At 69.1% G+C, this 14374-nt stretch carries 12 protein-coding genes; 7 read left to right on the top strand and 5 right to left on the bottom strand.

Going from position 1 to position 14374, the window contains the following annotated elements; translation table 11 throughout:
- Positions 1-47 precede the first annotated feature (47 nt).
- Positions 48-1100, top strand: coding sequence for a LacI family DNA-binding transcriptional regulator (locus AC07NI_RS08760; protein ID WP_494617819.1), 1053 nt, complete (start codon positions 48-50; stop codon positions 1098-1100).
- Positions 1093-2388, top strand: a complete 1296-nt coding sequence (locus AC07NI_RS08755; RefSeq protein WP_494617818.1) for an MFS transporter — start codon at positions 1093-1095, stop codon at positions 2386-2388. The genes AC07NI_RS08760 and AC07NI_RS08755 overlap by 8 nt, the downstream gene beginning before the upstream one ends.
- Before the next feature lie 24 nt (positions 2389-2412).
- Here the strand turns inward: AC07NI_RS08755 and msrA are convergent, their stop codons facing one another.
- Positions 2413-2919, bottom strand: a complete 507-nt coding sequence (gene msrA, locus AC07NI_RS08750) for a peptide-methionine (S)-S-oxide reductase MsrA (RefSeq protein ID WP_494617817.1) — start codon at positions 2917-2919, stop codon at positions 2413-2415.
- Between the two features lie 208 nt (positions 2920-3127).
- Here msrA and AC07NI_RS08745 point away from each other — a divergent pair, with 208 nt between their 5' ends.
- From AC07NI_RS08745 to AC07NI_RS08725, 5 genes are read left to right on the top strand one after another with little or no spacing between them, the layout of a single operon-like run.
- Entirely contained in the window at positions 3128-5383 is a 2256-nt protein-coding gene (locus AC07NI_RS08745) for a TonB-dependent receptor (protein WP_494617816.1), read from the top strand.
- Positions 5380-7065 carry a carboxylesterase/lipase family protein gene (locus AC07NI_RS08740; RefSeq protein WP_494617815.1) on the top strand — a complete coding sequence of 562 codons (1686 nt, stop codon included), beginning with the start codon at positions 5380-5382 and terminating at the stop codon, positions 7063-7065. The genes AC07NI_RS08745 and AC07NI_RS08740 overlap by 4 nt, the downstream gene beginning before the upstream one ends.
- Positions 7062-7766, top strand: a complete 705-nt coding sequence (locus tag AC07NI_RS08735; protein ID WP_494617814.1) for a TetR/AcrR family transcriptional regulator — start codon at positions 7062-7064, stop codon at positions 7764-7766. Before AC07NI_RS08740 ends, AC07NI_RS08735 begins: the two co-directional genes overlap by 4 nt.
- Positions 7763-8545 carry an SDR family oxidoreductase gene (locus AC07NI_RS08730; protein ID WP_494617813.1) on the top strand — a complete coding sequence of 261 codons (783 nt, stop codon included), beginning with the start codon at positions 7763-7765 and terminating at the stop codon, positions 8543-8545. The genes AC07NI_RS08735 and AC07NI_RS08730 overlap by 4 nt, the downstream gene beginning before the upstream one ends.
- Positions 8545-10266 carry an acyl-CoA dehydrogenase family protein gene (locus AC07NI_RS08725; protein WP_494617812.1) on the top strand — a complete coding sequence of 574 codons (1722 nt, stop codon included), beginning with the start codon at positions 8545-8547 and terminating at the stop codon, positions 10264-10266. The genes AC07NI_RS08730 and AC07NI_RS08725 overlap by 1 nt, the downstream gene beginning before the upstream one ends.
- Here AC07NI_RS08725 and AC07NI_RS08720 read toward each other — a convergent pair.
- From AC07NI_RS08720 to AC07NI_RS08705, 4 genes are all read right to left on the bottom strand, one after another.
- Positions 10263-10496 carry a hypothetical protein gene (locus AC07NI_RS08720; RefSeq protein ID WP_494617811.1) on the bottom strand — a complete coding sequence of 78 codons (234 nt, stop codon included), beginning with the start codon at positions 10494-10496 and terminating at the stop codon, positions 10263-10265. The two genes, AC07NI_RS08725 and AC07NI_RS08720, sit on opposite strands and share 4 nt — an antisense overlap.
- Positions 10497-10652: 156 nt before the next feature.
- A complete protein-coding gene (locus AC07NI_RS08715; RefSeq protein WP_494617810.1) occupies positions 10653-11570 on the bottom strand; it encodes a TauD/TfdA dioxygenase family protein in 918 nt (305 codons plus the stop codon).
- Positions 11571-11606: 36 nt separating this feature from the next.
- A complete protein-coding gene (locus AC07NI_RS08710) occupies positions 11607-13001 on the bottom strand; it encodes an MFS transporter (protein ID WP_494617809.1) in 1395 nt (464 codons plus the stop codon).
- Positions 13002-13015: 14 nt separating this feature from the next.
- Positions 13016-14368 (bottom strand): LLM class flavin-dependent oxidoreductase, encoded by a 1353-nt coding sequence (locus AC07NI_RS08705; protein ID WP_494617808.1) that lies wholly within the window; start codon positions 14366-14368, stop codon positions 13016-13018.
- Positions 14369-14374 lie beyond the last annotated feature (6 nt).

Here is a 14374-nt window from a genome sequence, read left to right as displayed (position 1 = left end):
CTGTGGGCGCGGGAGGATCGCGTTCGAATGACCATCCTGGTGATCCGTTGAACCGGCCGGACCGCGTCCGCGACGCCACCATGGCCGACGTCGCCCAGCGGGCGGGCGTCTCGCGCATGACCGTGTCGCGCGTCATCAACGACGGCGCCGCCAGGGTCCGCGACGACACCCGCCAGGCGGTGCTGGACGCCATCCGCGATCTGAACTTCCAGCCCAACCTGGCCGCCCGCAACTTGGTCATGGCCGGCGAGCTGCGGATCGGCGTCGTCTATTCCAATCCCAGCGCCGCCTTCATGAGCGACTTCCTGGTCGGCGTGTTCGAAGAGGCCACCAGCGCCGGGGCCCGCCTCATCCTCGTGAGGGGCAAGAACGGCCTGGCGCCTTCGCTTCAGGACCTGCAGCCGCTGCTGAACGGCGGCGCCCATGGCGTCGTCCTGGCGCCGCCGCTGGGCGAATCCGGCGCCGTGCTGGACGCCCTGCGCGCGGCCCGTCTGCCCGTCGCCGTGGTCGCCGCCGCGCAACCGACCACCGACGCGATCAATGTCCGGATCGACGACCGCCGGGCCAGCCAAGCCATGACACGGCATCTGCTGGACCTCGGCCATCGCCGGATCGGCTTCATCACCGGCAATCCCAACCAGACCGCCAGCGCCGAGCGCCTGGAGGGCGCGCGCGCGGCGATCGCGACGCAGCCGGGGGCCGAGCTGGTCCTGGCCCAGGGCGCGTTCACCTACGACTCCGGCCTGCGGGCCGCGGCGGCGCTGCTCGACAACGACCAGCGGCCCACCGCGATCTTCGCCAGCAACGACGACATGGCCGCCGCGGCCGTGTCTGTCGCCCACCGCCGCCACCTGGACGTGCCGGGCGACCTGACCGTGGTCGGGTTCGATGACACGACCGTCGCCACCACCCTGTGGCCGCCGTTGACCACCATCCGCCAGCCCGTTCGGCAGATGGCGGCCGTGGCGCTGGACCGGCTGCTGCGCGCCCTGCGCTCGGCCGAGCCCTCGGCCGCCGACCACGTGCTGGACCACGCCCTGGTCCAGCGGGACTCCACCGCTCCACCCCGACGCGTTGATGAGAGGCTATTGAATGTCTGACCCGTCTCCGGCCCTGGAAGTCGCCACCGTCCGGCGGGTCACCGCGCGGCTGATGCCGCTGTTCTGCCTGATGTACCTGATCGCCTATATCGACCGGCAGAACGTCTCCTACGCCAAGCTGGACATGGTCCAGGCGCTGGGCCTCAGCGAAGCCGCCTATGGCCTTGGCGCGTCTCTGTTTTTCATCGGCTACTTCCTGTTCGAGGCGCCGTCGAACCTGATCCTGGCCAAGGTCGGCGCGCGGGTGTGGTTCGCGCGGATCATGTTCACCTGGGGCCTGGTCACCCTGGCGCTGGGCTTCACCCAGAACGCCACAATGTTCTACGTCCTGCGCTTCCTGCTGGGCGTCACCGAGGCGGGCTTCTTCCCCGGTGTGCTGTACGTCCTGACGCTCTGGTACCCGCAGTCGCACCGGGCGCGGATGGTGGGTCTGTTCATGATCGCCAGCGCGATCGCCAACGCCGTCGGAGCGGTTCTGGGCGGGCTGCTGCTGGATCTGGACGGCCTGATGGGCCTGGCCGGTTGGCAGTGGGTGTTCCTGGCCACCGGCGCGCCGGCCGTGCTGCTGACGCCCTATGTGCTGTGGAAACTGCCCAACGGCCCAGGCGAAGCGACCTGGCTGCCCGACGAACAGAAGACGTGGCTTGCCGGCGTGCTGAACGCCGAGCGGGGCGGGGTCCCCGATGACCATCGCGGCGCCTGGAAGGCGATCTTCGATCCACGCGTGCTGCTGCTGGCAGGGCTCTATATCGGCATGCCGCTGGGCGCCTACGGGCTGAGCTACTGGCTGCCGACCATCGTCAAGTCGTTCGGGGTGTCCAACACGACCAACGGCCTGATCAATGTCATCCCCTGGCTGCTGGTCGCCGTCGCGCTGTGGTGGGTGCCGCGCCATGCCGCCAAGCACGGGGCCAGCGCCTGGCACATCGCTGGGCCGGTCCTGATCGGCGCGGCATGTCTGGTCCTCAGTGTGGTGCTGCCCGGACCCGTGCTGAAGTTCGCCATGCTGTGCATCGCGGCGCCGGCCATCTTCGCCGCCCAGCCGGTGTTCTGGAGCCTGCCGCCCAGCTTCCTCAGCGGGCCGAGAGCAGCGGCCGGTATCGCGGCGATCAACGCCATCGGCAATCTGGGTGGGTTCATCGCCCAGAACCTGGTGCCGATGGTGCGCGACGCTACGGGCAGCAACCTGGCGCCGATGCTGGCCCTGGCCGCGGTGCTGCTGGTGACCGCCGGGCTGATCTTCTACGCCATGGGCCGCCTGGACGCGGCGCGAGCGAAGGCCGGATAGCCTCCGCCCGCGACCGTTGACGAACTAAGCCGTCGCGCGCGCCGGTAGGCGCCAGCCTGGACGGATGAAGTGGCAGGTGTAACCGTTTGGAATCCGTTCCAGATAGTCCTGGTGCTCAGGCTCGGCTTCCCAGAAGTCGCCGGCCGGTTCGACCTCGGTCACCACCTTGCCGGGCCACAGGCCCGAGGCGTCGACATCGGCGATGGTGTCCAGCGCCACGCGGTGCTGCTCTTCCGAGGCGTAGAAGATCGCCGAGCGATAGCTGCGGCCGATGTCGTTGCCCTGGCGGTTGCGCGTGCTCGGATCGTGGATCTGGAAGAAGTACTCCAGGATCTGGCGATAGCTGATTACCGCCGGATCGAACTCGATCTCGATGGCCTCGGCGTGGTCGCCGTGGTTGCGGTAGGTGGCGTTGGGGACGTCGCCGCCCGAATAGCCGACTCGGGTCTTCAGGATCCCGGGATAGCGGCGCAGCAGGTCCTGCACGCCCCAGAAGCAGCCTCCGGCGAGGATGGCGGTTTCGGTGCTCATCGGCTCAAACCCTTTCATAGCGTGGCCCTTGAGGGCCCATTCGTTGCATGAAGTGGGGATGGGCAGGCGCGAATTCCAGAACGTCGTCGGACGAAGAATACTGACTGCCGAGTAAGTCAATATTGACTCACGTGTCAGTGTGATGAGAGGGTGACCACCGTTCGCGGAACAGCGCCAAAAAGGCGCGGCCGGCGACAGGGAGGGAACCATGAAACGTATCGCCTACACCGTGTCGGCGCTCGCGCTGACGATCGCCGCGCCCGCTTTGGCGCAGACCGAGTCGGCCAAGTCCAAGACCCAGGCCGCCGAGGAGCTGACCGAGGTCGTCGTCACCGCCACCCGCCGTAGCGAGCGCCTGCAGGACGTGCCACTCAGCGTCACGGCCTTTTCGCAAGCCGAACTGACCAAGAAGGGCATCGTCAGTTATGACGGCATCGCCCGCGAGACGCCCGGCGTGGTGCTGAACCAGGCCAGCGGCAACAATGTCCGCTTCACGGTCCGCGGCATCTCGACCAACGGCTGGGGCGCGAGCCTGCAGACCACCACCACCGTCTATATCGACGAACTGCCGCTCACCACGATCGGCAACACCGTGACGCTGGATCCCAACCTCTATGACGTCCAGCGCGTGGAGTTCCTGCGCGGGCCGCAGGGCACGCTGTTCGGCTCCGGCTCGCTGTCGGGCGCCCTGCGGGTGCTGACCAAGAGCCCGGACCTGACCGGCTATGACAGCTCGGCCCTGGTCGACCTGGGCTACACACCGGACGGCGAGGGCGTGCGCCGCCGCTTCAACGGCATGGTCAACCTGCCGCTGGTCAAGGACGAGCTGGCCCTGCGGGTGGTCGGCTTCTACCGCAACGAAGACGGCTACATCGACAACGTCGGCACCGGGATCAAGAACGCCAACAAGCTGAAGGACTGGGGCGGTCGCGCCATCCTGCTGTGGCAACCGAACGACAAACTCAGCGTCCGCCTGCTGGGCTCGTACGAGGACAGCGATCCCAAGGACTCGTCGCTCTCCTCGCCGTCGCTGGGCGAGCGCAAGCGCTACAGCACGGTGCCGGACCAGTACACGACCAAGACCTCGATCTTCAACGGCACGCTGGAATACCAGTTCGACGGCGCGAAGCTGACCAGCTCGTCGACCTATTCGAACGCCGACGGCCTGTTCAATGTCGACCTGGGCGGCACCTTCAACCTGGCGGTGCCGTTCTACCTGTTCGACAGCGCGGTGACGAAGACCTTCGTCCAGGAGACGCGCATCGCCTCCGATCCGGGCGGCAAGTTCGACTGGGTGGCGGGCGGCTTCTACCTGCACCGCGAGCTCGATCTGAACGGCGAGGACCGCTCCACCGCCGCCTTCCTGTCGGCGCGGGGCATCACCGGCCTGCCGGGCACCGTGTTCGCCAAGTTCGGCAGTGACACCAAGACCTACGAGCTGGCCGGCTTCGGCGAGCTGACCTATCACCTGAACGACAAGCTGACGGCCACGGGCGGCATCCGCTACGGCAAGTACGGCGGCACGGTCGACACCTATGCCGGCTTCAACTCGGCCTATTTCACCTATGCGCTGCTGGGGATCTCCGGGCCGCTGGCCCTCACGCCGAATGGGACGTCGACCACCAAGTACCCCTCGGCCGAAAAGGCGTCGTGGAAGGTCAGCCTGACCTACAAGCCCTCGCGGGACCTGACGACCTACGCCACGGTCTCCACCGGCTATCGTACGCCCGTCTATAACGGCCGCGCCGGCAGCGTCAGCACGGTCAATCCCAGCGACCTGATCATCCCGGCGGGCGCGGGCTCGGACAACCTGACCAACTACGAGATCGGCCTGAAGGGCCGCTTCCTGGACGGCCGGATGACCGCGGCCCTGGCGGCCTACTATATCGACTGGAAGAACATCCAGGTGCAGGCCAACCGCCAGTCGGACTCGATCCAGTTCGCCACCAATGTCGGCCGTGCGGCGTCCAAGGGCGTCGAGGCTGAGATCAGCTTCACGCCGGTCAAGGGCGTGCTGCTGGGCGTCAACGGCTCGCTGAACCGGGCCAAGGTCACCGAGCTCTCGACGCAGGAAGCGACGATCTCGGGCGCGGTGGATAATGCTCGCCTGGCCTCGCCGCACGTGCAGGGCTCGTTCTACGGGACGTTCAGCTACGCGCTGAAGGGCCAGACTCAGGGCTTCACCAGCTTCCAGATCCAGCACGTGGGCTCGTTCCCCAACGGCTTCCCCAATACGCCGGGCAAGGCCGGGGTTGTCAGCCCGCTCTACGGCAACACCGATAGCTACACTTACGTGAACCTGCAGACCGGCGCGCGCTTTGGCCGGACCACCGTGACCCTCTATGGCGAGAACCTCGGCAACAGCGGGGCCACGACCTACATCCATCCGGAAGCCTTCGTGTACAGCCGCTTCGCCATCCTGCGGCCGCGCACGTTCGGCGTCCGCCTGGGCTACAATCTGTGACCCGTCCCCCTGTAAGTCGTCTTTGGGCCTCTCTGAGCCTGGCCGTCGTCGCCCTCGTGGCGGCGCCGGTCCAGGCGCAGCAAGTCTCGATCCGCCAGGGCGCCCTGCAAGGCGTTCAGGCGGACGGCGTCGCGGCCTACAAGGGCGTGCCGTACGCCCAGCCGCCGGTCGGCCCGCTACGCTGGCGCGCGCCGGTCCCGGCGGAGGGCTGGAAGGGCGTGCGCGACGCCAAGGCGTTCGGCCATGCCTGCCTCCAGCCGCCGCAGGACCCGAAGGGCCTGTACGCTGGCGGCATGACTTCGGTGAGCGAGGACTGCCTGACCCTGAACGTCTGGGCGCCGACCGGCGCCCAGAACTCAGCAAAGAAGCTGCCGGTCATGGTCTGGATCCACGGCGGGGCGCTGATGGGCGGCTCCAGCTCGGAGCCGCTTTATGACGGGACCAAGCTGGCCAAGCAGGGGATCGTGCTGGTCTCGATCAACTATCGCCTGGGCTTGCTGGGCTACTTCGCCCACCCGGCGCTGAGCGCGGAGTCGCCGGGGCGCATCTCCGGTAACTACGGCCTGCTCGACCAGATCGCGGCGCTGAAGTGGGTGCGCGACAATATCGCGGCGTTCGGCGGCGATCCGGACCAGGTGACCATCGCCGGCGAGTCCGCCGGGGGCTTGAGCGCCATCGCCCTGCTGGCCAGCCCGCAGGCCAAGGGCCTGTTCAACAAGGCCATCGTCGAGAGCGGCTACATGCCGGCCTATCGCGCCCTGCGCGACGAGACCCTGGGCCTGCCCTCGGCCGAGGCCGCCGGTGTCGCCCTGGGCGACAAGGCCGGCGCCAAGACCGCCGACCAGCTGCGCTCGGCCAACATCGTCAAGCTGTTCATGGCCGGCGTGGCCACCGGCTGGCAGCCCGAGCCGGTGATCGACGGCGTGGTGCTGGAGCGCCAGCTGGCCGACACCTTCGCGCGCGGCGAGCAGGCCAAGGCCCAGGTCCTGGCCGGCTTCAACGAGGGCGAGATCCGCTCGCTGATGTTCCTGATGCCGAAGGCTCCGGCGACCTCGGAGGCCTATGTCGCCGATGTGAAGAAGCGCTTCGGGGCCAAGGCAGACGCTTATCTCGCCGTCTATCCGGGCGCGGACCCGAAGGCCGACGTCATGGCCTCGATCCGCGACGGGCTCTACGGCTTCGCCGCGCAGTACCTTGTCCAGCAGCAGGCGGCGATCGGGCAGGGGAGCTACCTCTACTATTTCCGCCACAGCACCCCAGCCCAGAAGGCCCGCGACCTGGTGGCCTTCCACGCCAGCGAGATCCCCTATGTCTTCGGCCAGGTGGGCGAGGGCGCGGCGTTGGGACCCAATTGGCCCAAGCCGCCGCCGAGCGCCGAGGAGACCGCGCTGTCGGACGCGATGCTGAACTACTGGGTCTCGTTCGTCCGTACCGGCGTTCCGACGGCGCCCGGCGAGACGGCGTGGCCGCGCTTCTCAGCCCAGGAGCGCGGCTACCTCGACATCGACCAACGGCCGACCGCCAAGCGCGACCTGCAACCGGCCGCCTTCGGCTGGGCGCAAGGCCTGGTCGCCGAGCGCCGCGCCCAGGGCAAACCCTGGCGGCTGGACATCGGCTTCTCGGCCTTCCCCGCGGTGAGCGTTGACGCCCCGGACACGAACCGGCAACCAGAGGCTCGATGAGCGACACCGATCACATGCAAGAGTCGAAGACTCCGCGTCCGGGCAAGCACAAGGCGCGCGCCCGCGAGCAGTCGATCGAGCGAATCCTGGACGCCGCCGAGCAGCTGTTCGCCGAGTTTGGCTATCACGGCGTGACCTTGAAGGACGTAGCCGCGCGGATCGGCGTTAGCTCGACGCTGATCCACTACCACTTCAACGGCAAGGAGAGCCTGTTCGAGGCCGTGTGGGCGCGCCGCGCGCCGGTCTCGGCGCAGAACCGTCTCGACGCCATGCGGCGCTACGCCGAGGCCGTGGGCGACAAGGTCACGGTCGAGGGGGCGCTGCATGCCTGGATAGATACCGACCTCAACGTCCAGATCCACGACACCGAGCAGTGGCTGGCCTTCGGCCAGATCAGCGCCCAGGCCAACAGCGCCGCCGGCTGGGGCGCGGAGAAGATGGGCAAGTACTTCAACCCCGTCGTCCTGGCCCTGATCGACCTCTTGAAGAAGGCGATGCCCGACTGCGACGAGGCGACGATCTTCTGGGGCTACCACTTCGTCTCGGGCGCCATGACGCACAACATGGCCCGCACCGGCCGCCTGGATGACCTGTCCCACGGCCTGTGCTCGTCCAACGACTTCGAGTCGATCCGCCAGCACATGGCCACCTTCATGGCCGCGGGCTTCAAGGCGATCTGCCAACCGGAAGGCGGCAAATGAGCAAGACCCTGAACGGCCTCTTCGACCTGACCGGGCGGGTGGCGATCGTCACCGGCGGCTCGCGTGGCCTCGGCCTGCAGATCGCCAGCGCGCTGGGCGAATATGGCGCGACCCTGGCCCTGGTGGCTCGCAAGCAGGGGGAACTGGACGCCGCCGTCGCCGAGCTGTCCGCCAAGGGAATCCAGGCCGAGGGCTTCGCCGCCGATCTCGGCGCGGCCGACGCCGCAACGGCCCTGACCGAGCGGGTGCTGGCCCGGTTCGGCCGCATCGACATCCTGGTCAACAACGCTGGCACAGTCTGGGGCGCGCCGGCCGAGGACTATCCGATCGAGGGCTGGAACAAGGTCATAGACCTCAATGTCACGGGCCTGTTCCTGCTGACCCAGGCGGTGGCGCGCGAGGCGTTCCTGAAACAGGGCAAAGGCGCGGTGGTCAATGTCGCCTCGATCGAGGGGCTGATGGGTCACCATCCCGACCAGCTGGGCACGATCGCCTACAACACCGCCAAGGGCGCGGTGGTCAACATGACCCGGGCCCTGGCCGCCGAGTGGGGGCCGAAGAACATCCGCGTCAACGCCGTGGCACCGGGCTACTTTCCGTCGAAGATGACCGCCGCCACCATCGGCGAGCACAGCGAGCGGATGCTGCGCGACACGCCGCTGGGCAAGCTGGGCGGCGACACCGACCTGATGGGGCCGGCCCTGCTGCTGGCCTCGGACGCCGGCGGCCACATGACCGGCCAGATCCTGGTGATCGACGGCGGCGCGACGATCATCTGATGACCACCCTGCTGGACCGCCGCGACGTCGACTTCCTGCTGCATGCCTGGCTGAAGGCCGGGGACCTGGTCGACCGCGAGACCGTCGACGCCATCCTCGACCTGTCGGAGCAGCTGGCGACCGACCAGTTCCTGACCCACTACAAGCGCAGCGACGTCGAGGAGCCGCGGCTGGAGGACGGCCAGGTCCGCGTCTGTCCGCCGATCCACGACGCCCTGGCCCAATATGCGGAGCTGGGGCTGTTCTCGGCCGGCTTCACCGAGGAGCAGGGTGGCCTCGGCCTGCCTTACCTGGTCTGCGCGGCCTCGTTCGCCTTCTTCGCCGCCGCCAACACCGCCACGGCCGCCTATCCGATGCTGACCGTGGCCAACGCCCGGCTGATCGCCACCTTCGGCTCGGCGACGCAGGTCGAGACCTTCGCCAAGCCACAGATCGAGGGCCGCTGGTTCGGGACCATGTGCCTGTCCGAGCCGCAGGCCGGCTCCAGCCTGGCCGACGTGCGCACCAAGGCCACGCCCGATGGCGAGGACAGGTTCGGCGCCCGCTACCGCCTGGCCGGCAACAAGATGTGGATCTCGGGCGGCGACCAGGACGTCAGCGACAACATCGTCCACCTGGTGCTGGCCAAGGTGCCGAACGCCGACGGGACCCTGCCCGAGGGCACGGCCGGCATCTCGCTGTTCATCGTGCCGAAGGTCCTGCCGGACGGCTCGCGCAACGACGTCAGCGTGGCGGGCCTCAATCACAAGATGGGCTATCGCGGCACGGCCAACTGCCTGCTGAACTTCGGCGAGGCGAGCGGGGCGACCGGCTGGATCGTCGGCGCGCCGGGGCAGGGCCTGCGCCAGATGTTCCTGATGATGAACGAGGCCCGGATCGGCGTCGGCATGGGCGCGGCGGCCATGGGCTATCGCGGCTATCGCCTGTCGGTGGCCTATGCCCGCGAGCGGCTGCAAGGCCGTCCGGCCGGCCAGCGCGGCGGTCCGCCGGTGGCGATCATCGAGCACCCCGACGTGCGCCGGATGCTGCTGCAACAGAAGGCCTATGTCGAAGGCGCCCTGGCCCTGTGCCTCTATTGCGCCAGGCTGGTCGACATCCAGGACGACAGCGCCGAGGCCGCCGTCCTGCTGGGCCTGCTGACCCCCGTCGCGAAGACCTGGCCGTCGGAATACGGCCTGGCCGCCAACGACATCGCCATCCAGATCCACGGCGGCTACGGCTACACCCGCGACTTCGACGTCGAGCAGCTGTGGCGCGACAACCGCCTGAACCCGATCCACGAGGGCACGACCGGCATCCAGGGCATGGACCTGGTCGGCCGCAAGATCCTGGCGGACGGGGCCGGCCTGCCGGTGCTGGAGCAGTCGATCGGTAGGAGCGTGGAGGCGGCGAGGGCGGTTCCGGGTTTGGAGACCCACGCCGAAGCCCTGGCCAGCGCCTGGCGCGCGGTGACCGAAACGATCGAGGTCCTGCGGGGCGGCGAGCGTCCGCTCGACAACGCCACGGCCTTCCTCCAGGCGTTCGGCCATGTCGTGGTGGCCTGGCTCTGGCTGGATCAGGCGACGGTCGCTTCGGGTCTGGACGACCACGACCTGGTCGAGGGCAAGCTGCGGGCCTGCCGGTTCTTCTTCGAGTGTGAACTGCCCAAGGTCGGCGCGCTACTGGCCTTCGTCGGCTCGCGCAGCGACGTGGCCTCGGCGGCGCCGACGGCGATCTTCTAGCGCCGATCCGGCGCTACGGCCTTCCAGGGACGCAGCGCGACGGCCAGCAGGGCGACGATCACGAGATAGAGGCCGGCGCCGAGGATCACGGAGGCCGGTCCGACCTGCCATTGGAAGAACGCCAGCACCGCGATCGTCAGCGGCAGGGCGTCGATCAGGCACGCCGTCCAGGCCAGCGGCTTGCGCGCCCAGGCGGGCGGCCCGTCGGTTTCCCAGTTGCTGAGGTCCACGTGCGTGTCCGGGGTCTCGTCGACACCGGACGTGGCGGCGACTTCGAGCCCTACATTGCGGCAAGCTCGCGCGCGGTCAGAACGTTTCCTTCTCACGTCGCCTCCAGAAAACCTAAGAGCCGCCGCCGGCTAGAGCGGCCGGCGGCGGCGTAGTCCCTAGGCCTGGACGGGCGTGATCAGGCGGCTGGAGCGGCCGTCGATCGAGACCGGGGTGTCGCCGGCCAGGGTCACGCGGCGCATGACGCGGCGCTGGTCGCCATAGTCGTCGACCGCGTAGTGCTGGGTGGCCCGGTTGTCCCAGATGGCTACGTCGCCCACGCGCCAGCGCCAGCGGACCGTGTTCTCCAGCTTGATGACCTGTTCCTGCAGGCTGTCGAACAGGCGGCGGCTATCGGCGGTCGACAGGCCCTTCAGCGCCTTGACGAAGTGGCCCAGGATCAGGACGCGCTCGCCGGTCTCGGGGTGGACGCGCACCAGCGGGTGCTCGGTCTCGTAGACGGTGGCGGCGAACACGGCGCGGTACTTCTCCAGCGCCTCGTTGCTGACGTCGGGACGGCTGGCGGCGTAGTCGTAGGCGTTGGTGTGGATCGCCCACAGGCCGTCGGCCAGGGTCTTCAGCGGCTCGGGCAGGCGGTTATAGGCTTCGGCTGTGTTGGCCCAGACGGTGTCGCCGCCGTATTCGGGCGAGACGACGGCCCGCAGGATCGAGGCCTTGGGATAGGCCGGCACGAAGGTGACGTCGGTGTGCCAGCTGTTGGCGCGGCCGCCGTGCTCGGAATTGAGCTCCAGCAGGTACTTGGTGCCCTCGCGGACCGGCACGGTCGGGTGGGCCTGCGGCTCGCCCAGGCGCTGGGCGAAGGCCTCTTGGCCCTGGTCGTCCAGATGATGCTGGTCGCGGAAGAACAGCACCTTGTGGCGCAGCAGGGCCTTCTCGATCGCCTGCAGGGTGTCGCCCGGCAGGTCGGCCGAGAGGTTCACACCGACGACTTCGGCGCCGATGCGGCCGCCGACGCGGCGGATCTCCAGGCCAAGGTCGGTGTCGATGTTCAGGGGCAGGTGTCCGTCGGCGCTCATGGGAAGGTCCTTTGCGGTTGAGCGGAGGTGAAGGGGTTATTCGGCGGCGAGGGGCGTCGCGCGGGCGTCCAGCGCGGTGCGGATTTCGCTGTGGCGGGCCTCGTCGAGGTCGAAGCCGCCCAGCAGCAGGGCCGAGAAGGCGTGGGCGATGGCCGGGCCCAGGGCGAAAACCAGCTTCAGCGACAGCAGGGCCTCGGGTGTGTTGACGACGCCGGGCTTGAAGCCGAGGAAGCCGACCAGGGGCAGGGCGACGCCGACGGCCACGGCCGTGGCGGCCTTGCTGGTCAGGCTGAAGATCGAGAACAGCAGGCCGGTGCGGTCCTCGCCGGTCTCCAGCCGCTGCTTGTCGGCGACGTCGGAGACCATGGCCCGCAGCATCAGGTTGCCCGAACCCTGGGCCAGGCCCTGGGCGATGGTCAGGCTCAGCAGCAGCGGCAGGGCGCCGGGGGCGACAAACAGCAGGCCCAGATTGATCGCCACCTGGGTCAGCTCGCCGGCGATGGCGGTGCGGTGCTTGCCCAGGCGATAGCCGATGGCCAGCCAGATCGGCCCGGCGAACACCCCGAACACGAACTGCAGCAGGAAGAGACCGGCCGCGAGGTCGGGTCGGCCGACATAGGCCGAGACGAAGAACACGAACAGCGAACTGCGGGTCAGCTGGGCCAGGGTGACGGCGAAGTCGGAGGCCAGCACCTTGACCAGCAGGCGGTCGCGCAGCACGGCCAGGATCGCGGCGCGGGACGGCTTGGCGTCGGCGGAACGTGGCGGGCTGGCGGGTTCGGGCACGAAGGCCAGGGCGGCCAGGATCGACGGGATCAGGGTCAGCAAGATGAAGCCGCCCATGGTCGCCACCTTCTGGGCCCCGTCGGCCGGCGCGCCGTCGCGAGCGCCGATGCGGTCGAGCAGCGCCGGCAGGATCAACACCAGCAGCAGGCCCAGCGCGGTGGTCACGTGGAAGAAGGTCTGGACCTTGCTGCGCGCGTGGTACTGGCCGGAAATCTCGCCGGCCCAGGCCGAGACCGGGATCTGCACGGCCGCCCAGGCCAGGTAGAAGGCCGTCAGCCAGCTGGCCAGCCAGGCCGCGCCAGGTTTCGCCACGCCGAACAGGTGCGGCAGGAAGATCGCCGCCGTGGCCAGGACCAGCAGCGGCGTGCCGGCGGCGATCCAGGGCTTGCGACGGCCGAAGCGCGTGCGGGTCCGGTCCGACAGCGCCCCGATCACCGGGTCGGTGATCGCGCCCCAGACCTGGGTCAGCATGAAGATCGCCCCGACCGTGGTCAGGCCCAGGCCCAGCTCCTGGGCGTAGTAGGGCGGCAGGTAGACGGCCAGCGGCAGGCCGGCGCCGGCTAGCGGGATGGCCAGGCTGGCGAAGATCGAAAGACGCAGCCAGCTGGGACCTTTGCCGGCTTCGGAAGAGGCTTCGGCGGACATGGCGGTTCCTTTACTCAGGACGCTTGCAGAACGGGGTTGGCGGCGACCGGCGCGGGGCGGCGGACCGGGCGCTTGAGGCCCAGGTGCTCGCGCAGGGTCGAGCCCTCGTAGGCCTCGCGGAACAGGCCGCGGCGGCGCAGCTCGGGAATGACCAGGCGGTTGAAGGCGTCCAGGCCGTCCGGCAGGGTCGGCGGCAGGATGTTGAAGCCATCGGCGGCGCCGGCCTCGAACCAGGCTTGCAGCCGGTCGGCGACCTGGACCGCGTCGCCGACCACCACGTGGTGACCGCGCGCGGCGGCGACCCGACCGACCAACTCGCGCAAGGTCAGGCCCTCGCGGCGCGAGAGGTCGACGAACAGCTTCTGGCGGCTCTGCCAGCCTTCGGTGGGCGGCAGCTCAGGCAGGGGCTCGTCGAGCGGGAACTTCGAGAGGTCGGCGCCGGCCATGGCCGAGAGCAGGCCCAGGCCCAGGCGCGAATCGACGAGCGCCTGGAGCTTGTCGTATTGGGCTTGGGCCTGGGCTTCCGTCTCGGCGACGAAGGGCATGACGCCCGGCATGACCAGGATCTCGTCCGGCCGCCGCCCGAAGCCGGCCGCCTGGGCCTTCAGGCCATAGGCGAAGGCTTGGGCCTCCTCCAGGGTCTGCTGGGCGGTGAACACCACCTCGGCGGTCATGGCCGCCAGGGCTTGGCCCGCGCCGGACGAGCCGGCCTGGACGATGACCGGCCAGCCCTGTACCGGCCGAGCCGACTGCAACGGCCCTTGGACCGAGAAGTGGCGGCCGACATGGTCCAGCGCCCGGACCTTGGCCGGGTCGAAAGCCTTCTGGTTGGCTTGGTCGAAGACGAAGGCGTCGTCGTCCCAGGTGTCCCACAGGCCCTTGACGACCTCGACATATTCCTCGGCCTGGGCGTAGCGCTCGGCGTGGGCCAGCTGGTGCTCAAGGCCGAAGTTGCGGGCCTCGGCGTCGCTGCCGGACGTGACCAGATTCCAGCCCGCTCGGCCGCCGCTGATGTGGTCCAGCGAGGCGAACTTCCGCGCCAGGTGATAGGGCGGCAGATAGGTGGCCGAGACGGTGGCGATCAGGCCGATCCGCGAGGTCAACGGCGCCAGGGCCGATAGCAGGCTGAGCGGCTCGAAATAGTAGGGGTTGGGCGCGACGCCCGAACCCGCGCCACCGGCCAGGGCGACATTGTCGGCGAAGAACACCGCGTCGAACCCGGCCGCCTCGGCCGACAGGGTCAGGCGCTTGTAGTGCTCGAAGGCGTGCAGGTCGGCGGGGTTGACGCCCGGCGCGCGCCAGGCGGCCAGGTGGTGGCCGACCCCCATCAGGAAGGCGCCGAGGCGGATCTGGCGTTGGGTGCTCATCCTCGC

It is taken from the genome of Caulobacter sp. GW821-FHT10E02 (assembly GCF_059415225.1).
Note: the sequence above shows the minus strand (reverse complement) of the source record. Positions and strands in the feature narration are given on the sequence as shown.

Bases quoted from the DNA above. Each gene is read 5' to 3' on its own strand.
- AC07NI_RS08755 (WP_494617818.1), top strand. From the start codon at position 1,093: ATGTCTGACCCGTCTCCGGCCCTGGAAGTCGCCACCGTCCGGCGGGTC.
- msrA (WP_494617817.1), bottom strand. From the start codon at position 2,919: ATGAGCACCGAAACCGCCATCCTCGCCGGAGGCTGCTTCTGGGGCGTG.
- AC07NI_RS08745 (WP_494617816.1), top strand. From the start codon at position 3,128: ATGAAACGTATCGCCTACACCGTGTCGGCGCTCGCGCTGACGATCGCC.
- AC07NI_RS08735 (WP_494617814.1), top strand. From the start codon at position 7,062: ATGAGCGACACCGATCACATGCAAGAGTCGAAGACTCCGCGTCCGGGC.
- AC07NI_RS08730 (WP_494617813.1), top strand. From the start codon at position 7,763: ATGAGCAAGACCCTGAACGGCCTCTTCGACCTGACCGGGCGGGTGGCG.
- AC07NI_RS08725 (WP_494617812.1), top strand. From the start codon at position 8,545: ATGACCACCCTGCTGGACCGCCGCGACGTCGACTTCCTGCTGCATGCC.
- AC07NI_RS08715 (WP_494617810.1), bottom strand. From the start codon at position 11,570: ATGAGCGCCGACGGACACCTGCCCCTGAACATCGACACCGACCTTGGC.
- AC07NI_RS08710 (WP_494617809.1), bottom strand. From the start codon at position 13,001: ATGTCCGCCGAAGCCTCTTCCGAAGCCGGCAAAGGTCCCAGCTGGCTG.
- AC07NI_RS08705 (WP_494617808.1), bottom strand. From the start codon at position 14,368: ATGAGCACCCAACGCCAGATCCGCCTCGGCGCCTTCCTGATGGGGGTC.